The organism is Priestia sp. Y58 (assembly GCF_029522095.1).
Classification (GTDB): domain Bacteria; phylum Bacillota; class Bacilli; order Bacillales; family Bacillaceae_H; genus Priestia; species Priestia megaterium_E.
Map to the genome: position 1 here is coordinate 515,550 of NZ_JAKWFL010000003.1, position 26,286 is coordinate 541,835.

Consider the following 26,286-nt stretch of genomic DNA (forward strand, 5'->3'; position numbering starts at 1 on the left):
ATGAACGTCAAAAAATATGTTGCTGCGCGCGCTGCAAAAGAGCTTTGTCACGGAGATGTAGTGAACTTAGGGATAGGGATTCCTACTTTGGTTGCTAATTATATCTCACCCGATGTTCACGTGTTTTTACATTCAGAAAACGGGATTCTCGGCGTTGGACCTACTCCTGAAGAAGATTATATAGATCCAGAACTTGTGAATGCTGGAAAGCTGCCCGTCACAGTTTTGGGAGGTGCCTCATTTTTTAACAGCGCTGATTCTTTTGCCATGATACGCGGAGGCCATGTGAATGTATCCATTCTTGGAGTGCTTCAAGTAGATGAAGCAGGGCGAATTGCGAACTGGGCTGTTCCTGGGAAAAGCGTTCTTGGCGTAGGAGGAGCAATGGATTTATTAGAAGGCTCAAAAAAAGTGATTGTTACGACTCTTCATACGAATAGTCAAGGAGAGTCAAAGCTAGTTGGGAAGTTAACTTACCCGCTTACTTCAGAGCGACGAGTTGATATGATTATTACGGAATTAGCTGTCTTTTCGGTAACGGATCTTGGTCTTGAACTTCTTGAAACAGCTCCGGGTGTTTCTTTAGAGGAAGTACAACAAAAAACAGAGGCTTCTTTTCACGTTTCTAAATTATTTAATAAAAATAATGAGGTGACGGCATAATGGCGGTGATTGTAAATGCATTTCGAACGCCTATTGGAAAGTTTGGCGGTTCGCTTGCAGATACGCTTCCGGAAGAACTAGTCTCTCTCGTGATGAAAAACAATTTGTCTTCAGCCGGATACACGTCAGAGATTGTCGATGAAATTATCGTCGGACAAACGAAACAAAGCGCTCATGCTCCTAATATAGCAAGAGTAGCCGGGCTGAAAGCTCAATTCTCTGAACGTATTCCAGCTTATACCGTTCACCGCCAGTGCGGTTCAGGTATGCAAGCTGTGATGAATGGAGCTATGTCCATTTTGTCGGGTCAAGCTGAAGTGGTATTAGCCGGAGGAGTGGAAAGCATGTCTCAAGCACCGCACTATACGGTAGGCACTCGTTTCGGTTTTCACGTTGGTGATTTAACACTCTATGATTCTAATACAGAAAGTCAGCCAAAATCACAGCCTGAAACTTTATACGGAACGTTTACAATGGGACAGACGGCGGAGTGGCTCGCTGAAAAGTATAGTATTAGCCGCGCGGAACAAGATGAGTTTTCTTTTTATAGTCAGGAAAAAGCTAGGCGGGCTATAGAGCTTGATTTGTTTGAAGAAGAAATTATCCCCGTGCCTGTAAAAGAAGGAAAAAAAGGAATGGGGCATTTTGCAACAGATGAATTTCCTCGTCTTACTAGTAAAGAAAAGCTTGGTACGCTTAAACCCGTTTTTCAAAGGAATGGAACGGTGACAGCTGGCAATTCATCCGGCAGAAACGATGGCGCTTCGATGATGTTGCTGATGTCGGAAGAAAAAGCTGAGCAACTCGGATTAACGCCTATGGCAAAGATTGTGTCGTTTGCCGCAGCGGGCGTCTCTCCAAAGGAAATGGGAATTGGCCCCGTTTCTGCTTCACAAATTGCTTTAAATAAAGTCGGTTTAAGTTTAGGTGATATGGACTTGATAGAATTAAACGAAGCATTTGCCGCTCAAAGTATTGCTTGCTTAAGAGAATGGGACATCACATCAGAAAAAGTGAATGTAAACGGAGGAGCAATTGCGCTTGGACACCCTTTAGGATGCTCCGGGGCAAGAATTATAACAACTCTGTGTCATGAGCTTCACAAGCAAAAAAGACGATACGGCCTCGCAACTATTTGCGTTGCAGGAGGATTAGGAATGGCGATGGTGGTGGAAAGATGGACGAAATAAAAAGAGATTATGTGTTTCATAGAGATTTAACAAAAAAGTACCCAATGATTACACACGGTGAAGGAAGCTACTTAATAGATGAACAAGGAAAAAAGTATTTAGACGGCTGCTCCGGGGCCGTGGCGGCAAATTTAGGACACGGCATTGTAAAAATAGCCGAGGCGATGGCTGAGCAAGCAAAAAAAGCGGCGTTTGTTCATACATTGCGTTTTGAAACGGATGTTTTGCATAAACTTGCAGGCAAAATTGGAGAAATGGCGCCACTTCATTTAAACAAAGTCTATTTTACATCAGGAGGATCAGAAGCCAATGAAAGTGCATTAAAATTAGCAAGGCAATATCACAGAGATGCCGGAAAGATGCAAAAACACATCGTAATTGGAAGGTGGCAGTCCTATCACGGAAATACGATAGGGGCACTATCAGCTGGAGGAGATGTAAAAAGACGATATCCTTATACACCTAATCTTTTACATTTTGCGCACGTCTATTCGCCGTATTGTCATCGCTGTCCGTATAATCGCAATCAAGAAGACTGCGTGGCAAATCAAAACTGGAGCTGCATCACCGATATTGAACGAACCATTTTAGAGCTTGGTCCAGAAAATATTTCAGCTTTTATCGCAGAGCCCATCGTAGGAAGTCAGCAAGGAGCTGTTGTACCTCCGCTTGACTATTTCAAAAAAGTACGTGAGCTTTGCAGCCGCTATGACATTCTTTTGATTGTTGATGAAGTGATGACAGGCTTCGGGAGAACAGGAACTGATTTTGCAGTGGAACAATTCGGAATCGAACCGGATATCCTAACGTTTGGTAAAGGAGTTTCAGCTGGGTACGCTCCTTTAGGAGGAATGATTGTCCATGACCGTCTGATTCAAGGCCTGTTAGAAAATAGCAGCGGGAAATTTCTTCATGGCTATACGTACAGTGGACATCCTGTTTCAATAGCGGCAGGCCTTGCTGCTTTGGATATGTATGAAGAAAGGAATATCCTTCAAAACGTTGAAACTCAAGGCGCGTATTTAATGGAATGTTTAGTAGCGCTGCAGCGCAAGCATCCTTATATTTCAGATATTCGCGGCCGCGGACTTTTAATTGGATTAGAACTAATGAAAGACGCCAATCAACAGATATTTTTCGAGCCACGTGAAGCAGCCAGCGAAAAGCTCAATGAAATTTGTATGGAGCTTGGAGGCGTCTTTTATCCAGGATCCGGATCTATAGATGGACATAAAGGAGAACATATCATTATCAGTCCTCCTTTAAATATAACGAAATCAGAAGTTGATGAAATAGTGAGATTGCTAGATCATGCGTTTTCTATTTTTCATCAGCACATAAGAAAGGATGAGTCATATGAAAGTGCAAAATAAAACAGAAGAGCTTCAAATCAAAGGAAAAAAACATTTATCACCGGTGATGACAAGAGTAACAGAGCTTGTTATTGAAAAAGCGCACGGTGCGAAATTTTGGACAGCTGATGGCAAGGAATATATTGATTTTGTATCAGGAGTAGCTGTCAATGCAGTGGGTCATACGCATGAAAAGATGGTAGAAGCGATTAAAAAACAAGCAGATCAGCTGCTTCACCTAGGCTTAAACTACGGCTATTACGAAACAGCAGTGAATTTGGCAGAAAAACTTGCGCAAATTACGCCTGGAAACTTAGACACGGTGTTTTTTTCAAACTCAGGCGCAGAAGCCATTGATGGTGCGCTCAAATTAGCAAAAGCGGCCACTGGCAGGCCAGCGATTATTGCTTTTGAAGGTTCTTTTCACGGTCGTACACTAGGAGCTACAGCTATTACGGCTTCAAGCTCAAAATACCGCAGCTACTACGAGCCGATTTTAGGAGAAGTGTATCATGTTCCTTATCCGTATCCAAGTCAGCTTCCTAATATTGACGAGGAAGATGCAGAAGCATATTGCTTAAATCAACTGCAAAAGCTGTTTGAACTGCGAGTGGATCCTTCACGCGTAGCAGCGATTGTAATTGAGCCAGTCATGGGCGAAGGAGGCTATTACCCTGCTCCTTCTAGCTTTTTACGCGCACTGAGAGACATAGCGAATGATTATGGCATTCTGCTTGTTTTTGATGAAGTGCAAACGGGATTTGGTCGCACTGGAAAAATGTTTGCCGCAGAACATGCTGGAGTCACACCAGATATTTTAGTTTTAGCAAAAGCTCTTTCCGGTGGTATGCCTTTAGGAGCCATTGTAGCAAGCCGAGAGCTGCATGAGAAATGGCCAACAGCTGGACATGGTTCTACTTTTGGCGGAAATCCAGTATCATGCGCAGCGGCTTTAGCTAATATTTCAATCATTGAAGAAGAAAAGCTTGTAGAGCGCAGTGAAAAAGTAGGCGCTGATATTGTTAAACGCCTTCAGCATTCTATCGGACATTTACCGGCTATTAAAGAGGTTAGAGGAATTGGTATGATGATTGGTATTGAATTTCATGTTGAAACGGCAGCTGCTTACGTCCCTGTTATTAAATCAAAAGCGTTGGAAAAAAGACTGCTAATTATGAACTGTGGAGTCAAAGGGCAAACCATTCGTTTAATGCTGCCGCTAAATATTGATAAAGACGTGCTGGATCAAGGGCTGTCTTTACTAGAAGAAGCCATCACAGAAGCAGTTTCAATTAATTAGATTTTTTAAATGAAAAGGAGGGTAACAATATGAGTCAGACTAAAACCGAACTGTTACAAGGAAATTTATATATTAACGGCGAGTGGGTAAGTGAAGAGGAGCAAACCTATTTTGAAAGTATAAACCCTGCAACACAAGAGCTCGTCGGAACGTGCGCAGCCGCTACGGCTAGTCAAGTCGATAATGCGGTAAGAGCGGCTAGTACAGCCTACAGCCACTGGAAAAATACATCTATTCCTGAACGTGCAGCATTTTTAACAAAAGCAGCTGAGCTTTTTGAAGACAGAAAAGAAGAGCTCGCTCAAGTGATGACAAAAGAGATGGGAAAACCGCTGACAGAATCCATAGGGGAAGTTGGTGTCGTCATTGCAACAGCTCAGTATATGGCGGGAGAAGGAAGACGTTTGTTTGGCGAAATAGTGCCCGCTGGCTTTCCTGACCGAGATATAAAAATGGTTCGCGAACCGCTTGGAGTTGTGGCATCTATTACACCTTGGAACTTTCCTGTTTCTCTCGCTTCTTATAAAATGTTTGCCGCTTTAATCGCTGGTAATACCGTTGTTTGGAAGCCGGCTTCAGAAGTGGCGCTCTCAGCGAAGATTTTTATGGAAGTATTGCACGCTGCGGGGCTTCCAAAAGGAACAATTAATTTGCTTACAGGATCGGGCAGAATCGTTGGACAAAAGCTTGCTACGCACTCTGAAGTGAAAATCATCTCATTTACAGGTTCTACGGAAGTTGGTCAGCAATTAGCAGAAATGAGCAGTAAAACCTTAAAACGAATTTCTTTAGAGCTAGGAGGAAAAAACGCTGTTATTGTGTTAAAGGATGCGGATTTGGATAAAGCAGCAGAAGGAATTGTTAAATCAGCATTTACGACCACAGGGCAGCGCTGTACCGCAGCTAGCAGAGTCATCGTGGAGCGTTCAGTAAAAGAAGAGCTTTTGAAAAAAGTAATAGCTCTTACAAAAGAAATGAAGATTGGAAATGGTCTTGAACAAGGAGTTGTGATAGGACCGCTTGTTAATGAACAGCAGTGCCGTTTAGTAGACAATTACGTACAAAAAGCGGTGGAAGAAGGCGGAAATATTGCGCTTGGAGGTCATGCTTTATCAGAGTTAGGAACTTGTTATTACATGCCTACAATTATTGATAACGTCAGTTCGAACCACACGATTGCTCAAGAAGAAATTTTTGGTCCCGTGCTTGCTTTTATTGAAGTAGATGGCTATGAAGAAGCAATGAGCGTCAATAATGGAACAATGTATGGGCTTTCCACTTCTATTTATACAAGCAGCTTGCACTATGCAAGCCGAGCTGCAAAAGACGCTGTTAGCGGATTAGTCTATATCAATAACGGAACATCTAATGCTGAAATGGGGGTAGCGTTCGGAGGAATGAAAATGTCTGGCAACGGCCACAGGGAAGTTTCTCATCATGCATTTGATGTGATGACAGAATGGAAGTCTGTCTACACCAACTATTAATCTCGCACCTTAGCGAAAAGGAGGAGCACATGTCTTCATATCGCATTGGCATTGCCTTTTTTTATCATGAATCTCACAGCTTTAGTCCATTAAAAACAGAAATAGAACAGTTTGTACAAGAAGGCTATTTTGTTGGAGCAGAAATATATAAAGCATACTCAGGAACCAAAACAGAAGTAGGGGGATTTTTAGATGTATTAAAGCAAGAAAAACAAGTAGAAATCGTTCCCCTTGTTTGTGCAGCTGCGGTTCCATCTGGGATTGTATCTTCTGAAGCTTATCACACAATTGAAAAGCAAATGTTGCACTCACTTACTCATGCGGGGTCGCTAGATGGTTTGTTAATCGCCTTGCACGGCGCAATGGTAGTAGAGCATCTTTTCGATCCTGAAGCTCATTTATTAAATCAGATAAGAAGCTGTATAGGAAGCGACGTTCCCGTTGCTACTACGCTCGATATGCACGCGAATATCAGTGAAGATATGCTTACGCACACGCCGCTTCATTTTGGTTTTAAAACATATCCCCATGTTGACATGTATGAACAAGGAGTGAACGCTGCGCGAGCGCTTTTAACACAAGTAAAAGAAAGCGCTATCTATTATGCATCTTTAAAGAAATTGCCTATGCTTTTGCCGTCGATTAATATGCGAACAGCAGAAGGGCCGATGAAAAAAATGATTGATCTTGCTAAGCAAGCCGAGCAAGAAGAAGACATATACAATGTTTCCATTTTTGGAGGCTTTCCGTATTCTGATATTCCAATTGCGGGAGCAAGCGTGCTCGTAACAGCTTTGAATTCTGAAGCAGCAGAAAAAACAGCAAAGAGACTAGCTTCTCAGTTTTGGAGTATAAAAGAGGATTTTATCGTGGATTTGCCTACCGTTGAAGAAGGTCTGCAAACAGCGTTAAAACGATTAAACGAACAGCCAATTGTGCTCGCTGATATAGCGGACAATCCTTTAAGCTGCGGAAGCGGCGATACAACAGAGCTTTTAGAATACATGCTGAAGCTAAATATGCCGGGGACACTATTTGGAGGCCTTTATGACCCTGAATCTATTAAAAAATGCGGGCAATCAGGAGTTGGAAGTTACGTCTCTCTTTCCTTAGGAGGAAAAGTTTCTCCAGAGTTTGGAAAGCCCGTTGAAGTTGAAGCAAAGGTCATTGGCTTATCAGAAGGTGAGTTTTACAATTCGGGACCGTTTAATCAGCATTTAAAAGTAAATGTAAAAGGCGCAGCTCATATTCGAGTAGGAGAATTGGATATTTTACTGATTGGAAGGCCGGTATCAGCAAACGATCCTGAACTTTTTCGCCATATCGGTATCGAGCCAGCAAGGAAAAAAATCATTGGTTTAAAAGCTAAAAATCATTTTAGGGCCGCTTTTGAACCGCTTGTAGGATCTATCATCTATGTGGATGCTCCAGGCGTAGCATCAAATCGCTTAACGAACTTTAAGTATCAGCACATTCCAAATCCAATATGGCCGCTGCAAGATGTCAAATATGAAAGTGAAAAAAGGAGGAAAGAAAAATGGATGCATTAAAAGAGCAGTACTATATCGAAGTCCCAGAGTCGTTAAATCCTGAACAGCAAAAGATGATGATTGAACTTGAAAAAGATGCGTTTCCGGGCATGGGAGCCGTTGATGAACAGACGCTTGTACCTTTAGCCCGGTATGGCAAGCTTATTCAATATTTCCAGGAAAATGACGCAAGGCCAATTGCTATTTGCGAGCTGCTTCGAGATTATAAAGATATCACAAAAGCTTATATCTTTGGGTTCTACGTCCGCTCTGATAAACAAGGAAGCGGAGTTGGACAGCTGTTTTTAGAAGAAATATTTTCGATTCTACAAAAAGATAGTTTTGAAAGCGTTTGTTTGACTGTGAATGTACAAAATGAAGGGGCTGTGAAGCTGTATAAAAAAATGGGCTTTACCATTAAAGAAACGCGAGAAGGAGAGTTTGGCGAAGGAGAAGATCGTTATTATATGGTGCGGTCAATTTCTTAATAGAACATCTATTCAAAAAATGAACTTTGGAGGGAATATAAAATGAATAATACATTATATAAAGCAAGCAGACACTGGAAAGAAATCGAGCTTTGGAAAGATGTAACGGACGAGCAGTGGAACGACTGGGTTTGGCAGCTGACAAACACGATCAAAACATTGGAAGATTTAAAGAAAGTGATCAATTTAACACCTCAAGAAGAAGAAGGCGTAAAAATTGCAACCAAAACGATTCCGTTAAACATCACTCCTTATTACGCATGGTTAATGGATGAGAACGATCCGAAATGTCCAATCAGAATGCAGTCCGTTCCTATTTCAGAAGAACTGCATAAAACAAGGTATGATTTAGAAGATCCGCTTCATGAAGATGAAGATTCACCGGTTCCTGGCTTAACGCATCGTTATCCCGACCGCGTGCTGTTTTTAGTTACAAATCAATGCTCTATGTACTGCCGCTACTGTACAAGAAGACGTTTTTCAGGACAAATTGGCATGGGCGTTCCAAAAAAACAGCTGGATACAGCTATTAATTACATTGCAGCCAATCCTCAAATCCGTGATGTATTAATTTCCGGAGGAGACGGCCTATTAATCAATGACAATATTTTAGAATATATTTTGAAAAATTTGCGCGATATTCCGCACGTAGAAATTATTCGTATCGGCACAAGAGCACCCGTGGTGTTCCCTCAGCGCATTACAGAAAACCTGTGCAATATCTTAAAGAAATATCATCCGGTTTGGCTAAATACGCACTTTAACACATCAATTGAAATTACAGAAGAATCAAAGCGTGCTTGTGAAATGCTTGCGAACGTAGGAGTTCCAGTTGGGAACCAAGCGGTTATTTTAGCCGGAATTAACGACAGCGTGCCAATCATGAAGCAGCTTATGCATGATTTAGTGAAAATCCGCGTTCGTCCTTATTATATTTATCAATGTGATTTATCAGAAGGAATCGGCCATTTCCGTGCGCCGATCAGTAAAGGGCTAGAAATTATGGAAGGACTTCGCGGCCATACGTCCGGCTATGCAGTTCCTACGTTTATCGTGGATGCTCCTGGAGGAGGCGGTAAAATTCCGCTGCAGCCAAACTATATTATTTCTCAAAGCTCCAATAAAGTGGTGCTTCGAAACTTTGAAGGTGTTATTACATCTTATCCAGAGCCGCAAAATTACCAAAGTGGAAGCGCAGAAGAATTTTATAAAAAAGTATATCCTGAAGTGTTTGAAAAATTTGAAAGCAACGGTGTTCTTTCGATTATTGATGATACAAAGTTCAACTTAACGCCGGAAGGTCTAAACCGTCTTGACCGCAGGAAAACGTACGACCAAAATCCAGAGCATAGCTCTTTAAAAGACAAGCGTGAAAAGCGCGATCAATTAAAAGAGAAAAAATTTGAAACGCAAATGAAAAAATACGAAACGGCGGGAGCGAAGGAGGAATAATATTGAAATGTCAATGGTGCGAATCCTATGAAGCGAAAGAGACGGATGCAACGGTTTATTGGGAGCTTCCTGACGGCACAAAAGCTATAGAAATTAAAGAGACGCCTTCCATTACATGTTCAGAATGTGGAATTACGTATCAAACAGATAAAACGGTTGGACACATTGAAGATCAACTGTTTTTAATCAACACCTCTGCCTTAGAAAAAAGTGTAACGTACGAACAGCTTATGAACCTGCCTCGTCTATTAAAACGAAACTACTTTGATTTTTCAAAGTAAGCAATGAAGGGTCCATCTCCTGCTTTTTGTGGGAGATGGATATTCTTATACGCTTTACGTTAAACATGTTCGCATAGTTCATTTATAAAGGTGGGATAAGTATGGAAGCGGTCGATATAAATCGTAATGAAGAAGAAAAGAAGCAGGACGATAAGCATGTAAAACGCCACTTAAAAGCGCGTCATATGACCATGATTGCCATTGGAGGGTCAATCGGAACTGGCTTATTTCTAGCCACGGGATCTTCCATCCAAACTGCTGGACCTGGAGGAGCGCTGATTGCTTACGGGGCTATTGGAATTATGGTTTACTTTCTCATGACTAGTCTTGGAGAGATGGCTACGTTTATGCCGGTATCAGGTTCTTTTTCTACGTACGCCAGTCATTATGTAGACCCAGCTCTCGGCTTTGCGCTCGGCTGGAACTACTGGTTTAACTGGGCTGTTACGCTCGCTGTAGAAATAGCTGCTTCTGCTATTATCATGAAGTTTTGGTTCCCTGATGTGCCAAGTATTATCTGGAGTGCTTTGTTTTTAGGCTTAATTTTTTTACTTAATTTCCTATCTGTAAAAAGCTATGGAGAATCTGAATATTGGTTTGCTCTCGTAAAAGTAGTAACCATCATTGTATTTATCGGAGTGGGCCTTCTGACCATCTTTGGCATTTTCGGCGGTGAATATATCGGTTTTAAAAACTTTACGTTAGAAGAAGCGCCGGTCAACGGCGGATTTCTGTCCGTACTAAGCATTTTCTTTATCGCGGGATTTTCTTTTCAAGGTACAGAGCTAGTCGGTATTGCGGCGGGGGAAAGTGAAAACCCTCAAAAAAATATCCCAAAAGCCATTCGCCAAGTCTTTTGGCGCATTCTTCTATTTTATATTGCAGCCATTGCTGTAATCGGGCTTATCATTCCTTACACCAGTCCATCTCTTCTAGGAGGAGATGTGGATAACATTGCAGTTAGTCCATTTACGCTTGTTTTTGAAAAAGCAGGAATTGCTGCAGCTGCTTCAGTTATGAATGCTGTTATTCTTACCTCGGTTTTATCAGCCGGAACTTCTGGCTTATATGCTTCTACGCGAATGTTATGGTCCATGGCCAATGAAGGACAAGCGCCTAAAGCGCTTCGAAAAATTAATCGTCGAGGAATTCCGGTAAACGCGCTTGTTTTAACCACTATCATTGGCGGTCTTGCCTTTTTAACATCAATTTTTGGTGATCAAATGTATATGTGGCTTTTAAACGCTTCAGGCATGAGCGGATTTATTGCGTGGATTGGTATTGCCATCAGCCACTATCGTTTCCGAAAAGCATATGTTGCTTCAGGACGGGATATAAATGAACTGGCGTATAAAGCAAAATGGTTTCCTCTAGGTCCTGTTCTTGCATTTGGAATGTGTCTCATTGTTATTCTAGGACAGAATTATCAAGCGGTACTTTCTGACAAAATTGATTGGTACGGCTTGACGGTCTCCTACATTGGCCTGCCTCTCTTTTTAGCGACGTGGTGGGGATATAAAATAGCAAAGAAAACCAAGGTTGTGCCTTTGCATGCGTGTATCCAAAGAGAAGATAAGAAATAAAAAAGCTATACGGCTAACGATAAGTAAAAAGGTGAACCTTGGACAACAAGGTTCATTTTTTTGAGTAGAAGTTACAAAAAAATTTATGTCAATCTTAACAATAAAGAAGAGAAGGGTATATAAAAAAGAAAGATAAAATGTTAATTAACTTACAAATAAAGAAAATTATTCTATAATGATGAAAAGACATGTTAATCAAAGGGGATGTATAAAATGTTTACACCAACTATCAGTGTCCGAAAAATAAATGATAATCTCATTATAAAATGGCAGCTTTCACACTTTACGATTCCGTTAGAAGACATTCTTGAAGTAATGGAAGATGACACGTATGGAGGTAAAGAAGCAAACGCCATTCGAATTGGCCCTCCGTACGGAACGACTGACCGCATCTTTATAAAAACGACCAATAAAAACTATCTGTTATTTACCTCAAACGCACCGGCTATATTAAACGAAATAAATTCATAACGACCATTCCTAAATACGAGATATATGGGAGAGAAAAAATTGAAGATTAGCCTTACTTTCGATGCTGATACAATTGCCAAGCTTAATCAGTCTGTTCATCAACTGCATGTAGAATTATACCCCGAGCGCTTTCAAACATATGATTTTCAGAAGATACATGAATTTTTTAAGAAAGTGATGAAAGACGATAGATTTATCTTTCTTTTAGGAGAAGACGAAGGACAGCATGTGGGATTCGCTTGGCTGGAAATAAAGCAGTATTCAGAGACAGTGTTTAAAAAAGCCTATGAATCAATTTATGTTCATCAAATAAATATTGCAGAACCTTACAAAAACAAAGGGTTTGGTTCAAGTTTAATGAAAGAAATTTATAGCATTGCTCGTGAAAAAGAGATCACTACAATTGAGTTAGATTACTGGAGTGACAATACGATTGCCGAGAGCTTTTACGAAAAAGAAGGATTTGTTGCGTATAGAAAAATGGCTTATAAAGAACTTTAAAGAGAGCATTTACTTGCTCTCTTTTTTATATCTAAGAAGCCATTTTCTTCATTTCAATTACTCAATAAAATAAAGTACGCGATTTGAGAACTTAACTCTTGAAAAATTTTTGTTTTACATTTATACTTACATTCTTGTTCGCGTAATGCGACAAATTGCTTTGTATTCAACTAGGAGGTATACAGATAGTATGGAAAATTTTATTTATCATAATCCCACAAAATTAATCTTCGGAAAAGATCAGCTTCAAGCATTATCAGAAGAGCTCCCGAAATACGGAAAAAATATTTTGCTTGTTTACGGCGGAGGAAGCATTAAGAAAAACGGTTTATACGATCAAGTTCTTACGCTGTTAAAAGAGTTAAACGTAAATATACATGAGTTAGCGGGCGTAGAGCCCAATCCTCGACTATCTACGGTACGAAAAGGAATTGAAATTTGCCGAAATGAAAACATTGACTTCATGTTAGCAGTCGGCGGAGGAAGCGTTATTGACTGCACAAAAGCAATCGCTGCCGGAGCTGAGTATGAAGGAGACGTCTGGGATATTATTAACAAAAAAGTAACGGCTACAAAAGCACTGCCGTTCGGAACGGTATTAACGTTGGCAGCAACAGGTTCTGAAATGAATCCTGATTCTGTTATTACAAATTGGGAAACAAATGAAAAATACGTTTGGGGAAGCGCCGTTACGCATCCTGTATTTTCTATATTAGATCCTGTGAACACGATGTCTGTTCCTAGAGATCAAACTATCTACGGCATGGTAGACATGATGAGCCATGTGTTTGAACAATATTTCCATAACGTGAAAAACACGCCTTTACAAGATCGTATGTGCTATTCCGTATTACAAACAGTAATTGAAACAGCACCAAAATTACTAGAAGATCTACAAAGCTACGAGCACCGCGAAACGATTTTATATTCCGGAACAATCGCATTAAACGGAACACTTCAAATGGGCTACTTTGGCGATTGGGCCTCACATACAATTGAACACGCGGTATCAGCGGTATATGACATTCCTCATGCAGGCGGTTTAGCAATCCTATTCCCAAATTGGATGCGACACGTTGTAGATCAAGATGTAACTCGTATGAAGCGTGTAATGACAAGCATGTTTGATATTGAAACTGCAGGTAAAAGTGACAAAGAAATTGCGTTAGAAGGAATCGATAAGCTAAGCGCTTTTTGGTCAAGCCTTGGTGCACCTTCTCGCTTAGCAGATTACGATATCGGCGAAGAGCGACTAGACGAAATTGCTGGAATTGCTGCTCGTGAAATGGAGCACGGAGGTTTCGGTAACTTTAAAAAACTAAATAAAGATGATATTTTAGCTATTTTAAAAGCGTCACTGTAAAGTGAAAAGCAAAAAAGAAGGAGACGACATCTGTCTTCTTCTTTTTGTTTTATCCTATAAATGACTGGAAATTAAGTAGAGGAGGAAGAATGGTTTTTTTCTCAAATTTCAGTTAACAACTAAAGGAAAAGCTTTATAATTAAGTACAGAAAGAAAGTTTTAGAGAATTTAAGGGAGTGGGAAGATGAAAAAGTTTGCGCTAGCTTCATATGCGCTTTATTTGCTGGGTGGATTAGTCATTACAGCCGTAGGGTCCGTCTTACCGCAATTGTTAACACATTATCATGTGTCCTATACAGTTGGCGGACAGCTTGTATTATTAGGTTCTTTAGGATTTTTGATAGGAGTTCCGCTATCCTCTTTTCTATTAGGACGCTTTAGAGAAATGAATTTACTTACAGTTTCTGCAATAATGATAGCGCTATCACAAATAGGCATGCTTTTATTGCCTCCATTTGAGTGGATTATTGCATTCAATTTTTTAAACGGTATTGGTGTAGCCGCATTGGAAGTAGTTGTAGCTACTTTAATGATGGAAGTATTTATCGGTAGAAGAGCTATTGTTATGAGTTATTTAGAAGTATCATTCGGTCTAGGTGCGCTGTTGATGCCGTTAGTAGCTAGCTTATTGATTTCACAGAACAGCTGGAGGTTTTCATTTTTTATAACGAGTGTACTAGCTTTATTAATGGTTGTGGTCTGTAAAATAATTCCTTTTAAAAAAGAGACTGTTTCAACTTCAGAAAGCGATGCTTCAGACGCCAACTCAGAACCTGCGCCTGTGCTTGCTAAAAATCAAAGATGGAAAATACTTGCTCTTTTTAGTGTGATGATTTTTATGTATGCCGGAGTAGAAAGCAGTATGAATAATTTTCTTTCGTCTATTTTTATCGCGTATCTAGATGTAATTCCGTCACAGGCTACTTTGAGCATAAGCGTTTTTTGGGTGGCTATGCTAATAGGCCGAGTGGCTACTGGATGGATTATTCAAATCGTTACATACGAACGTTATCTTTTTGGCAGCATTGGAGGAACAATTGTGAGTTTAGTGCTATTTATTGTGTTAAAAGAAGCAGTAGCAGGCTATATTTTATTAGGGTTTTTAGGGCTTGCAATGTCAGGTATCTATTCGATAACGATGGTATATGCTAACCATACGTTTACTGGATCTGCTCGTATTGTAACAAGTTTAATTACTGGTTTTTCAGGGCTTGGAGGAGCTGTTTTCCCTGCACTTATTGGCTTTACTATGGATGTAAGCGGAATTACCTCAGCGCTTTGGTACATAACAGCTTTTGCATGTTTATATCTTTTGGCGCTTTGCATCATTTTTTTCGTTCAGCGTGATGCAAAACAAAAAGCTAATAATCATTTGCAGACTATGAAATAAATGCTACGTCAAAAAAAGAAGTGAACCTATAAGTTCACTTCTTTTCTTTTTATTTTCTCTTTCGTTATAGTAAACAAAAAGGGTTCACATAAATTCAAACAAGAAAGTGAAAAATGGATATATCTATGAAAAAGGAGCGCAATATGAAAGAAGTGAAGTTTAACTCAAAGGACATTTTGAGTCAAAAACAAGAAAATGTTCAAATTATAAAAGCAGAAAACGTGCAGCCTCAACAAGCACGTGAAACGTTGGATAAACATTTGCTCCTTCTTCACCGTACCGCTAAGCCTGTTGCGATTCAAGAAACAGTAGCAGATAGCTTTCATGGAGGAGTAGCTTTTAAAAATGATATTAACTTTATTCCTGCTGGAGCTGACAGCACTTGCGAATGGAAAGAACCGCTATCTTTTTTGCGTGTCGAGTTAGATCCTCAAATCGTTAAAGAAATAGCTGATAAAGAAAACTTATCTTCTAGGCTTGATTTAAGCTATTACCTTAGAAATCAAGATTATAAAATGCAGCAGCTGCTTTTATGGCTTAGCGAAGAAGTTGAACAGGGGAATCCCCAAGGAAAACTGTACATTGACTCAGTTACAAATTTAATTATTTATCACATTTTAAAACAGCATAACGATAGTCAGTCCAATTTCCTTGGTAAGGATCCGGGACTTGAGCATTTAAAAATAGCGATGGAATACATGCAAGACCACTATGCTGAATCAATTACATTAGATAAGTTAACTCGTTTGTCTAATTTAAGTCCGTCTCATTTCATTAACAGCTTTAAACAAACGCTAGGCGTAACGCCTCATCAATACTTGCTTAAGATTCGGATCGAAAGAGCAAAAGAAAAATTGCAAAGATCTAGTTTGCCGCTCAGTGAAATTGCTTATGAATTAGGCTTTACAGATCAAAGCCATTTCTCAAGGCATTTTAAGAAAATAACCGGAATCTCCCCGCTTAAGTGGAAACAAAATTTTGTACAAAAATAACCGAATTTTGTACAAGAAAACGACTTGAATATCTCCTAAAATAAACGTGTAAAGCGATTTAAGAGGAGATGTTTAAGTGAAAATCATCTCCGTACTATAAAGATCATACACAGTAGAGGAGAGATCATAATGAAAGTATTAGTAAATATATTTCACCCTAATTTAACAGAATCTAACGTTAATAAAGCGTGGATGAAGCGATTAGAGAAGGAAGATGTCACAGTTAATCATATCTATGAGAGCTATCCAAATTGGGAAATTGATGTAGAAAAAGAACAAGAGCTTTTATTAAAGCATGACCGCATCGTTTTTCAATTTCCTTTTTACTGGTATAGCACACCTCCGTTAATGAAGAAATGGTTGGACGATGTATTAACTTTCGGCTGGGCCTACGGTACGAATGGTACTCGACTGCACGGAAAAGAATTTGTGTTGGCAATTTCAGTGGGGGGTTCGCAAAAGTCATACAGAGCAGGAGGTTATAACAACTATACGATCAGTGAGTTAACAAAACCGCTGCAACAAACGGCTAACTTAACAGGCATGAAGTTTCTTACTCACTTTGTTCAATACAATTCGGTTGTAGCTACCGAAAAAGAGATTAGTGAAAGTGCGGAAGGCTTAGTTCAGCATATAAAGGATCCCGCATTAAACCCCAACATTGCATTAAAAAGAATACTAAATGAGATGGCTGAAAAAGATGTAACTTTATAAATGATAAATATCTATTTTAATAAAAAATATAAAAAAGAAAGGTTGAATCTATGTCGACCTTTCTTTTTTATAGAAAAATTCTCATTAAATTTTTCTAACAATATCTTTATAATCAAATAGCAAAATTCCTGCTTTTAATTTCGCTTTAGTATTAACCCTATAAATCATTCTTTTCTTTACCTTTTACTAATATATCAAATATTCTATATATTCCTAATGTTATATAAAATTAAATTGACAAATATATGAAGCGGTCATTAGAATTTAGTCATCGAACAGTGAGGAGCTGTTTAAAAGTAGGGGGGAAGTAAATGCCGTTACAAAATAAGCATCTAGCAGTTGTGTTACAAAATACATATTTACCGTTTATTTTTGAAGAAGCAGAAGCTCTCGGAATTAAAGTGACGTTTTTTTATAACCAAGAAGAAGTAGAACCTAAGCATCTTAAAAACGTACAAAATTTCATACCCATTGATTTATTTCACACCCCAGACAAAGCTCTTGAGATTATTAAAGCAGAGCATCACAAAAATCCTTTTGACGGCATTATGACATTATATGAGCCTGCGTTAGAGTTTGTAGCTCAGCTGACAGAAGAATTAAACTTACCGGGCTTATCACCGTTTGTGATTAGTAACTGTCGCAACAAACAGAAAATGAGAGAGGTTTTAAAAGATAATGATCTTAACACTCCGTATTTTAAAGAGATTGAAAATACGGAGGAATTCAAGAATCTTTCACTGCCTTATCCTGTCGTAGTAAAACCTTCTAACGGATTTTCCAGTCAAGGTGTATCACGAGCGAATAATAAAAAAGAACTGATTGACAGCATAGAAAAAGTGAGACGCGTAAATGAAGAAGACCTAAGTAAATTCACAAAAAATAAAACGAGCATGGTAATTGAACAATTTATAGACGGGCCAGAGTTTGCTATTGAAACGTTCTCTGTAGAAGGGGAAGTTTATGTACTTTCTATAGGTTATAAAGGAAATTCCAAAGGACCTTTCTTTGAAGAAGGTGTTTATATAGCTCCAGCTCAGCTAGAAGAAAACGTTTGGCAATCTATTGCACAAGAAGCAGCTAGAGCAGCAAATGCTTTAGGGATTGAGGATGGACCGGCTCATATTGAATTACGCCTGGATCCAGCGGGAAAACCTTATGTAATTGAAATAGGAGCGCGCATTGGAGGATCTGGGATTTCTCACTACATCGTAAAGGAAAGTACAGGTATTAACTATATGGAGCTAGTTTTTTACTATGTATTAGGATTAAAACCTCCTGCATTGAAAAATGAAAGAAAACGAAAGAAAGTGGTGGGCAACTACATTATCCCTGTGCAAGGCTATGGGATTTTTAAAGAAATTCGAGGCTTAGAAGACGTGCGTAGAGATACTGAAGTAAAAAGGGTTATTCAATTTATAACTAAAGGGACAGACATTTTACCATATCCGCACTTTTCAGGTTACCCTGGATTTATTTTAACCACTCATGACTCTTATTCCGACTGTGAGCAGTATTACAGGTATTTAGATAACAAAGTAAAAATCGTTTATCAAAATAAAGTAAACGCATAGGGGGTATCAAAGGCTATGATAGTTGCAGAGTCGTCTAGTAAGAAAAATAAGCAGCTTCAAAAAATTAGCATTATCCATACCTTAGGGCCTGAAGGAACAAATTGTGAAAAAGCAGGCTATCTGTGGTTCGAACGCCAAAGCATACAAGGTCAGGTCTTTTTACACCAAACGTTGGAAGAAGCTTTAGTTCATGTGAAAGAAACAGAGAGTTCTGCTCTTCTAGGCTGCGCGGTATATCCTTACTTACATGATATTGTGTTCAAAAATTTAACTAGTTTAGAGCTAGTAGATAGCTTTATTATGCCAACGTATAACATGGTGCTTGCCTCAAAAGAAGAGGTGATAACAAACAATAACCTGTTAATTGCTTCACATCCTGCCCCTGTTGATTTAGCTCATTCCATCAGTCCTAATGTTCAGTTAGTAAATAGTAACGCTCAAGCGGCGATTGATTGCTTAGAAGGAAAGGTGGACGCATGTATTACAACGAGTAAAGCCGCTAACGAGCAGGGGTTAATAGTTGTAAAAGATTTTGGAGAAGTGCCGATGTGTTTTACGCTCCACGGAAGAAAATAGGCACAACTTAAAAAAAGAAATAAGGTGAAACAGTGATTTCTAAATTAACCCGTATTCATGTACATCTTTTGTTTTGTCTATTAGCCGTCATCGGGGGAACGACATGGGCTTTTCAAAAGACTGGATTAAAAGATAGCTTGCCTCTATGGTCAGCAGGTATGAGGTTTTTAATTGCTAGTTTAATAATTGCCCTCTACCTCTTACTCACAAAAAAAATGGCCGTTTCAAAAGAAGTAGTAATTATTTCAGCATTAAACGGAATTTTGTACTTTGCTCTACCGTTTGGTTCTGTTTATTGGGCATCCGTCTATTTGCCAAGCGGACTTGTTTCCGTTTTAGCTGCCAGCATTTCAGTGTTTGCTCTTTTATTTAATCGCTTATTTAAAGGAACACCAGCTACAAAAGGACAAAAGATAGGTGTAGTCATGTGCTTAATTGGTATGAGCGTTGTATTTGGAAATCAGCTGTTTATACAGGGAAATGTGATTCAAATAGTAGCCATGATTGTCATTTTAATGGCTATGCTAGGTTCTGCTTTTATAACTGTTCAAGTTCAATCTCGCATAAAATCCTTGCCTATTATGACCTTTAATTCTTTTTCGATGCTAAGTGGAGGCGCTTGTTTACTGATTGTTAGTTTATTTGTGGAAAACGGAAACCGTACTTTCTCTGGGATTAGCCTTATCTCATTATTATACTTAGCCATTATAGGGTCGGTCTTGGGGTTTTCTATTAATATTTATTTATTAAAAAAATGGCATATATCAAAAGCAACGGCACATTTATTTATTTCACCGGTTATCGCCTTATATGTAGGGTTTGTCTTTTTAGGTGAAGCATTAAACAAACAGGTCTATATAGGTACAGCATTTGTAATAGCAGGAGTTATATTTATTAACTTGAAAAAGCAAATAGAGAAAAACACAAATAGCTCTACTCTTAAATCATCTAAAAATATTTCTGCTAAGTAGCTGTTCTAAAAAAGGAGGGTTTTAATCATGTTAACAAAAAATCATACCCAAAGTTTAGTGGAGTTATTAAACGATAAAATAGTACCTGCTCTATATGAGATAAGAAAATATCAGGGCCCAAATGGAGAGGTCAAAAGAAATTACGAAAAAGCTAGAGAGCTCTTATTAAAAGTAGTCGCTGAAACTGAAACAATATATAACTCTTTAAATTTACCTGAAGTGTGGGATGCATTAAAAAATGACGTATGTGATTGGATTGAAAGAGGACTCGATCAGTCTCCTTACTTTGATCAAACGTTAATTGCTTATAGCCCGCCTGTAAACGGGGAAGCAACGTTCTTTTTAGGACCGATTGTAACGCCTAATGGCCCTACAAAAAGAGGGTTTTATTTAGAAGCCTTTATCGCCGTTCGCGATGAACCTGAAATCATGAAATCCATCGAAGCAGACCTTCCTCATCCTAAAAATGGATGTGAATCTTTAAAGCTGTTGGCTGGCACTCAAGGATTTATGGAAGGGAAGTGTATTGTATTTTTCCCTGAGAATGTAAAAACAAAAGAAAAGGTAACAACTCAAAACTTCGCGATATTTTTCTTTAATAAATTTCACAGCATATACAATGAGGATACATTAAAAAGAGCGTATTCTATCTTTCCTGATTTTAACTTTAAATCTCATACTATGAATAGACAAGACACCTATGAGGCAAGGGTAATCTGGGGATATCTGCATGATTATTACCATCACTGCGGAAATAAACCTTTTGATCAACATATACAGGGAAAAATGAATTTTTTTGCAGGCGTACTAGAAGAAGTTAAAGTAGATTGCCAGACGGTGCTGACTCTTCATAAAAGAAAATATCCTTTTTGGGAAGAGATAACGGAATTTGTTCTCTTTGAACGACTTTTGAGATATCCTAGTCAGCATAATGCACCCCGAAACTTTGATTCTGGAACAGGATTTTTTCTTTTTAGCTGGTTAGTTGCACATGGGCGTTCAATATCCCGAAAAGGAGACCATGCTTATTTAGATTTAGACATATGCTTAAAAGAACTGGATCTTTTAGTAAAAGAAATTGAAGAACTTGAAACGATTCAAAATGACCTTGACTATAAAGCAGAAGCTGAACATTATGTTCGAAAATACTTATTGCCTAGTGAGAACGGTGATAAATTTGTTATCCCGGACAATTACTTTATTAATCATCAAAATAAAAAGATTGAAGTTCCATACTTACTATTCAATGACCATAATCTTTAAGGAGAAGGTGCACTAGTGACTGCTTTGCATTTAAGTAAAATAGGAAACAAAATGACTAATAAAGTAGGCGTTCGCGCTATTATGCATGACATCCAAGAAGTGCTCAATTCCAATCTCAATCAATATGTGAATTTAAGTGCTGGCAACCCTGCCATCCTCCCTCAAGTTTATGAAATGTGGGAAGAAGCTTTAAGAGATATTGTGAACGACAAACAATTAAAAAATTTGATTAGCCAATATGGTTCTAGTTATGGTACGCATGAATTAATTGATTGCATAAGAGAATACTTCTTTACGAATTATCGTATTAAACTGGACAGAGAACAAGTCTTGATCACGTCGGGAAGTCAAAATCTCTTTTTTTTAGCTTTAAATTCGTTTTGCGGTACAAGTAAAGAAGGAAGAGTAAAAAAAGCATTAATACCTATGCTGCCAGATTACGCTGGATATAGTGGAGTCACGCTCGAGGAAGGTGTAATAGAAGGAATTCCTCCTATCCTTTCAAAGATTGATCGTCATACGTTTCGTTATGAATTTAACAAACAGGCATTTAAAGATAAAATAGCTCAGGACCCAGACATCGGAGCTATTGTATTATCAAGACCTAATAACCCAAGCGGCAACATCCTTTCCGAAGAAGCCGTACAGTTTATATCCCAAGTTTGCAAGGACTATCACATTCCATTGCTAATTGATTCAGCTTACGCACCGCCTTTTCCTGCTATTAATTTTATTGAAATGGATCCAATCATACAGGATAATATCATTCACTGCATGAGTCTTTCTAAAGCCGGATTGCCTGGAGAGAGAATAGGAATTGCTATAGGAAAAAGTGACTTCATAAAAGTAATGGAAGCATTTCAATCAAATATTTTAATTCACTCTTCTAGGCTAGGTCAGCGAATGGTGGTTAACACCTTAAAGAGCGGGCAGTTAGCCGAAATTTCAGCTAACTATATAAGAACTCATTATAAACAAAAACATGACTATTTAAAAAATCTTTTAACTACACGTATGCCGGATGATATTCCTTGGTATTTGCACAAAGCGGAAGGTTCGTTATTTGGTTGGCTTTGGTTAGAAGGTTTGCCTTTCAGTGATAGCGATCTATACAATAAATTAAAAGCAGAAAACTTGATTGTAGTACCAGGCGGATCATTCTTTCACAGCAGCCAATCTTCTTCTCACAACCGGGAGTGTATTCGTATAAGTCTTACTGCTACAGATGAGGAGTTAAAGAAAGGAATTGATATTCTTTCTTCAGTAGTTAAGGAAATATACAGTTCAAACTTTATATTTCAAACAGAAAAAATATAATTTCTTTAAGGTTTAGAGGTGCAACTCATACGTAATCATAAAGGATTCTTTATAAGCTAAAGATTGTTTAAAGAAGACAATAACATCCAATTTCTTTTGGAATTGGATAATTTTTTGCAATGAAAGACTCCTATATTTCTGCTAGCATATGAACCACGTCAAGAAATAGCAAGGAGGCTTTTTATTTTTATGATAAAGAAACTAGTAATCGCTATAGCGATGCTTATCCCAAGTTTTGGTGCAGGTTACTCAGCATTTGCTGCAGCGCCCGCTCATGAACAGCACGTTCAAGTAAATAAAAATGATAAAGAATTATTAGCCCGTCTCGTATCAGCCGAAGCCAAAGGAGAGCCTTATGCAGGCAAAGTAGCCGTGGCGACAGTTGTATTAAATAGAGTCGACAGCAGCAAATTCCCAGACACTGTAAAAGGCGTTATTTATCAAAAAGGTCAGTATAGTCCGGTCAACAACGGTCAAATTAATAAACCTGCAGACAAAGATTCAAAAAAAGCTGTAGAAGAAGCAATTAACTTCCAAGGTCAAGGAAAAGGTTCATTATTCTTCTTTAATCCTGATAAAACGGGAGATCAATGGCTGCGCCAAAAGCAGGAAACAATTAAAATAGGAAATCATGTATTTGCAAAATAATAAAAAAGCTAATGCCTAGCTACGCGCTGTCATTAGCTTTTTTAGTTATGTACATAAAATACACAGTAGAACAACCTTTAAAATTAGAATTTCATGGTAAAATATAAGAAGTCATTCATAATTAAAAATATGAGGTGATAACGTGAAAGAGAATATGATGTTTGCTTGGATAGCTTCATGGTGAGCTCTTGTCGGTCAGCTCGTTTTTTTTATGGGAGTAGCGCTTTTTACAGGGGATTGGCGCTACATGATGTGAAGTTTTACGATAAGTATAATTGTAGGTATACCTAGTATCATTGGCACCTATAAACGAAATCAGCAGCTAAAAGCATACAAAAAATAAGGAATATCGTATTGAAACGAGCTATGAAAGACTTAGAGAAATCCTCCAAGTCTTTTTTTGTTTGGTTATAAAAAGACATGAACCGTACTCCGTTCTTCTAAAAAAAGTGCTTTTTACATAGTTTATCAATACAGAAAATTTGATAAACACGCGGAGGAGTAAACATGCAGAAACAGCCTAATTTTTTGTTAATTATCGTGGACGAGGAGCGATTTCCACCCTTATATGAAAGTAAAGAACTAAAAAAGTGGAGAAAAAAACATTTAAAAGCACATGAATTTTTAAAACAGCATGGAATGGAGTTTACTCGTCACTACGTCGGTTCTACAGCCTGTTCACCAAGTCGAGCTACATTGTTTACAGGACAATACCCTTCCTTGCACGGAGTTTCGCAAACGCAAGGTATCGCAAAGAAGTCACAAGATCCTGATATGTTTTGGCTGCAGCCTAATACCGTCCCAACGATGGGAGATTATTTTAAGCAGGCTGGGTACCAAACCTTTTATAAAGGAAAATGGCATATTTCTGATGAGAACATCTTAATTCCAGGAACACATAACGTTTTTTCTAGCTATCAGATGCAAACAGGAATACCGGATCCAGAAAAAGAGCGTCTCTATCAACGGGCTAATAAGCTTGAAAAGTTTGGTTTTTCAGAGTGGATTGGTCCAGAGCCGGAAGGGAGAAATCCGCACAATTCTGGTTCATCTGCGGCCATTGGAGTGAGCGGACGAGACGAAATATATGCAGAGGAAATCATAGAGCTTATCCAACGATTAGAATATCAAAAGACTGCGCAGCCTTGGCTCATGGTAGCTTCGTTTGTGAACCCGCATGACATTGCGCTGTTCGGAGCGATTACCAAACACCTTCCTATGTTTCAGTTTTCTATTGACGAGACAACTCCGGACATCGAGCCGCCACCTACCATTAGAGAATCTTTACAAACAAAGCCTAGCGCTCAAAGCAGCTATAAATACATCTACCCAAAAGCGCTGCAGCCGACGCCAAATTCTAGCTTCTACCGGCGCTTATATTATCAGCTTCAAAAAAATGTTGATAAACAAATTTTAAAAGTTCTTCGGACCATCGAACAATCTTCGTTCTATGAAAATACCATTATTATTTTTACGTCTGATCACGGTGATTTGCTTGGGGCTCACGGAGGACTACATCAAAAATGGTACAACATGTATGAAGAATCTATTCATGTGCCGTTTCTCATTCACAACAAGCATTTGTTTCCTAGCTATCAACGTACAGACCTGTTGACTAGTCACGTTGACTTGATCCCGACAATGCTTAGTTTAGCTAATATAGATGCTTCCGCTATTCAAAAGCAACTACAAAAAAGTCATACGGAAGTACATCCATTTGTTGGGCGAGACCTGTCAGGTATACTTCGAGGAGAAACGTGTGCTGAGCAAGAGGAAACAGCGATTTTCTTCATGACGGATGATGACCCGACAAAAGGACTTCACCAAACAAATTTTTTAGGAGAAAGCTACCCGTCAGTTGTTCAGCCTAATCACATTCAAGCGGTCATTGTCGAGTTTTCGTCAGCGGCAGGAAAGGAAGTTTGGAAATACGCTCGCTATCATGATAATCTGCAATTTTGGTCAGCAGCTGACGAAAAAGATGAATTCATTCACGGAGAGCAATATGAAGGTTATCCTGTAAGTTTTACTACCCTTAAAACAACCCGTGTTCCTGATCAAATTGAAATGTACAATTTGACCAAGGATCCGTTAGAAACAGTAAATCTGGCTCACCCGTATTTTTCGACAAATAAAACAAGGGAAATTCAGCGCCAGCTTAATGTTATTCTTAAAGAACAAGTCAGGAAAAAACGGATTTTTCCGCAAAGTGGAAGCATGCATGATGAGCTTCCGTCTAAAGATAGATAAAAAATAGTTTCTACGGATTGAAGTCAAACATTTGGGTAAGCATAAAAAGGTGTATTTAATATTTTAGTATATAAATAAAAAAACCTGATGACGCTTGTGATGTGTTAATTGTTCTGGTTTGGGATAGTATTGGTTTCACTTCGTTAATTCTGCTTAGATAAAACAAATAAGGACTTATAGCATCTTTCTTTTTCGCCTTTATTGTTATGAAAATAAGAATGAAATGTAGTCATTAATAGTATAATAAAAAACTTTTTAAGTCCGTATATTCTTAAGTAACTTTTCAAAAATTTAAGCGTAAAATAATTCTATACCATTAAAAAATAAAAAATTACTTCTTGACTTTTGTTAAATTTATACACTATAATCGCTTTTAACAACTAATAAACAGTATTTGGCAATGAAAAGGACACGAATTAGATGCTGTTTTCTTCGCAGAGAATAGGGTCACTGGCTGAGAGCCCTTAAGAAATCATCTAATTTACCACCTTAGAGCTATTGCAGAGAACGTGCATAACTGAAACTGCAATCGGTAAAACCGTTATCTTTTTTGAGCGTGAAATACGTATAAGTATCTCACGGAATTAGGGTGGTACCACGGCCGCATTCGTCCCTTCACTAGGGATGAGTGCGGCTTTTTATGTAGAAAAAATGAATATACAAGCAATGAAAAGGACATGAATCATTTTTGGATTTTCTTTACAGAGAGTAGGGTCACTGGCTGAGAACCCTTAGAAAACGAAATGAATTTACCACCTTGGAGCTGCGGCGGGGAATGTGTATACACTGAAACCGCAACCGGTAAAACCGTTATCTTTTTAAGCGTAAAATACGTATGGGTATTTTACGGAATTAGGGTGGTACCACGGCCGCATTCGTCCCTTTACTAGGGATGAGTGCGGCTTTTTTGTTGAATAAAAACATATTGGAG

The 26,286-nt window shown here is 38.6% G+C and carries 23 protein-coding genes and 2 other annotated features; all 23 genes read left to right on the top strand.

Going from position 1 to position 26,286, the window contains the following annotated elements:
- The 23 genes from MMB68_RS12665 (at position 1) to MMB68_RS12775 (ending at position 25,355) form a co-directional block, all read left to right on the top strand.
- Positions 1-663 carry a 3-oxoacid CoA-transferase subunit B gene (locus tag MMB68_RS12665; RefSeq protein ID WP_264409172.1) on the top strand — a complete coding sequence of 221 codons (663 nt, stop codon included), beginning with the start codon at positions 1-3 and terminating at the stop codon, positions 661-663.
- Positions 663-1,853, top strand: coding sequence for a thiolase family protein (locus tag MMB68_RS12670; RefSeq protein WP_221783197.1), 1,191 nt, complete (start codon positions 663-665; stop codon positions 1,851-1,853). Before MMB68_RS12665 ends, MMB68_RS12670 begins: the two co-directional genes overlap by 1 nt.
- Positions 1,841-3,226, top strand: coding sequence for an aminotransferase family protein (locus MMB68_RS12675; protein ID WP_277447845.1), 1,386 nt, complete (start codon positions 1,841-1,843; stop codon positions 3,224-3,226). Before MMB68_RS12670 ends, MMB68_RS12675 begins: the two co-directional genes overlap by 13 nt.
- Positions 3,210-4,505: an aminotransferase class III-fold pyridoxal phosphate-dependent enzyme gene (locus MMB68_RS12680; protein WP_269870660.1), complete on the top strand. Its 1,296-nt coding sequence runs from the start codon at positions 3,210-3,212 to the stop codon at positions 4,503-4,505. Before MMB68_RS12675 ends, MMB68_RS12680 begins: the two co-directional genes overlap by 17 nt.
- A 29-nt stretch (positions 4,506-4,534) precedes the next feature.
- Positions 4,535-5,992 carry an aldehyde dehydrogenase family protein gene (locus tag MMB68_RS12685; protein WP_277447843.1) on the top strand — a complete coding sequence of 486 codons (1,458 nt, stop codon included), beginning with the start codon at positions 4,535-4,537 and terminating at the stop codon, positions 5,990-5,992.
- 29 nt (positions 5,993-6,021) lie between these two features.
- The gene (locus MMB68_RS12690) at positions 6,022-7,542 is read left to right on the top strand and encodes a M81 family metallopeptidase (RefSeq protein ID WP_221783204.1); all 1,521 of its coding nucleotides are present in this window, start codon (positions 6,022-6,024) and stop codon (positions 7,540-7,542) included.
- Positions 7,530-8,009: a GNAT family N-acetyltransferase gene (locus MMB68_RS12695; protein WP_221783206.1), complete on the top strand. Its 480-nt coding sequence runs from the start codon at positions 7,530-7,532 to the stop codon at positions 8,007-8,009. Before MMB68_RS12690 ends, MMB68_RS12695 begins: the two co-directional genes overlap by 13 nt.
- Before the next feature lie 42 nt (positions 8,010-8,051).
- Positions 8,052-9,461 carry a lysine 2,3-aminomutase gene (gene kamA / locus MMB68_RS12700; protein ID WP_221783209.1) on the top strand — a complete coding sequence of 470 codons (1,410 nt, stop codon included), beginning with the start codon at positions 8,052-8,054 and terminating at the stop codon, positions 9,459-9,461.
- 2 nt (positions 9,462-9,463) lie between these two features.
- A complete protein-coding gene (locus MMB68_RS12705) occupies positions 9,464-9,742 on the top strand; it encodes a YokU family protein (protein WP_221783211.1) in 279 nt (92 codons plus the stop codon).
- Between the two features lie 101 nt (positions 9,743-9,843).
- Positions 9,844-11,325 (top strand): amino acid permease, encoded by a 1,482-nt coding sequence (locus MMB68_RS12710; RefSeq protein ID WP_195693905.1) that lies wholly within the window; start codon positions 9,844-9,846, stop codon positions 11,323-11,325.
- A gap of 213 nt (positions 11,326-11,538) precedes the next feature.
- Positions 11,539-11,796, top strand: coding sequence for a SunI/YnzG family protein (locus MMB68_RS12715; protein ID WP_013083185.1), 258 nt, complete (start codon positions 11,539-11,541; stop codon positions 11,794-11,796).
- Between the two features lie 39 nt (positions 11,797-11,835).
- Positions 11,836-12,297 carry a GNAT family N-acetyltransferase gene (locus MMB68_RS12720; RefSeq protein ID WP_221812819.1) on the top strand — a complete coding sequence of 154 codons (462 nt, stop codon included), beginning with the start codon at positions 11,836-11,838 and terminating at the stop codon, positions 12,295-12,297.
- A 190-nt stretch (positions 12,298-12,487) separates the two neighbouring features.
- A complete protein-coding gene (locus MMB68_RS12725) occupies positions 12,488-13,660 on the top strand; it encodes an iron-containing alcohol dehydrogenase (protein ID WP_214987975.1) in 1,173 nt (390 codons plus the stop codon).
- Between the two features lie 184 nt (positions 13,661-13,844).
- Positions 13,845-15,050: an MFS transporter gene (locus MMB68_RS12730; RefSeq protein WP_277548919.1), complete on the top strand. Its 1,206-nt coding sequence runs from the start codon at positions 13,845-13,847 to the stop codon at positions 15,048-15,050.
- Between the two features lie 143 nt (positions 15,051-15,193).
- A complete protein-coding gene (locus MMB68_RS12735; protein ID WP_277548920.1) occupies positions 15,194-16,042 on the top strand; it encodes a helix-turn-helix domain-containing protein in 849 nt (282 codons plus the stop codon).
- A gap of 129 nt (positions 16,043-16,171) precedes the next feature.
- Positions 16,172-16,756, top strand: a complete 585-nt coding sequence (locus MMB68_RS12740) for an NAD(P)H-dependent oxidoreductase (RefSeq protein WP_269870667.1) — start codon at positions 16,172-16,174, stop codon at positions 16,754-16,756.
- A gap of 311 nt (positions 16,757-17,067) precedes the next feature.
- The gene (locus MMB68_RS12745) at positions 17,068-18,330 is read left to right on the top strand and encodes an ATP-grasp domain-containing protein (protein WP_277548923.1); all 1,263 of its coding nucleotides are present in this window, start codon (positions 17,068-17,070) and stop codon (positions 18,328-18,330) included.
- 15 nt (positions 18,331-18,345) lie between these two features.
- A complete protein-coding gene (locus tag MMB68_RS12750; RefSeq protein WP_221783225.1) occupies positions 18,346-18,906 on the top strand; it encodes a hypothetical protein in 561 nt (186 codons plus the stop codon).
- A 32-nt stretch (positions 18,907-18,938) separates the two neighbouring features.
- Positions 18,939-19,877: a DMT family transporter gene (locus MMB68_RS12755; protein WP_221783227.1), complete on the top strand. Its 939-nt coding sequence runs from the start codon at positions 18,939-18,941 to the stop codon at positions 19,875-19,877.
- Positions 19,878-19,904: 27 nt separating this feature from the next.
- Positions 19,905-21,140: a DUF6421 family protein gene (locus MMB68_RS12760; protein ID WP_221783228.1), complete on the top strand. Its 1,236-nt coding sequence runs from the start codon at positions 19,905-19,907 to the stop codon at positions 21,138-21,140.
- Positions 21,141-21,155: 15 nt separating this feature from the next.
- Positions 21,156-22,457, top strand: coding sequence for a valine--pyruvate transaminase (locus MMB68_RS12765; RefSeq protein ID WP_221783230.1), 1,302 nt, complete (start codon positions 21,156-21,158; stop codon positions 22,455-22,457).
- A gap of 189 nt (positions 22,458-22,646) precedes the next feature.
- Positions 22,647-23,105 (top strand): cell wall hydrolase, encoded by a 459-nt coding sequence (locus MMB68_RS12770; RefSeq protein WP_221783232.1) that lies wholly within the window; start codon positions 22,647-22,649, stop codon positions 23,103-23,105.
- Positions 23,106-23,612: 507 nt separating this feature from the next.
- Complete coding sequence (locus MMB68_RS12775; RefSeq protein ID WP_221783234.1) at positions 23,613-25,355, top strand: sulfatase family protein; 1,743 nt, start codon at positions 23,613-23,615, stop codon at positions 25,353-25,355.
- A 391-nt stretch (positions 25,356-25,746) separates the two neighbouring features.
- Positions 25,747-25,973, top strand: a binding site (T-box leader).
- Positions 25,974-26,012: 39 nt separating this feature from the next.
- Positions 26,013-26,241 (top strand) — a binding site (T-box leader).
- Positions 26,242-26,286 lie beyond the last annotated feature (45 nt).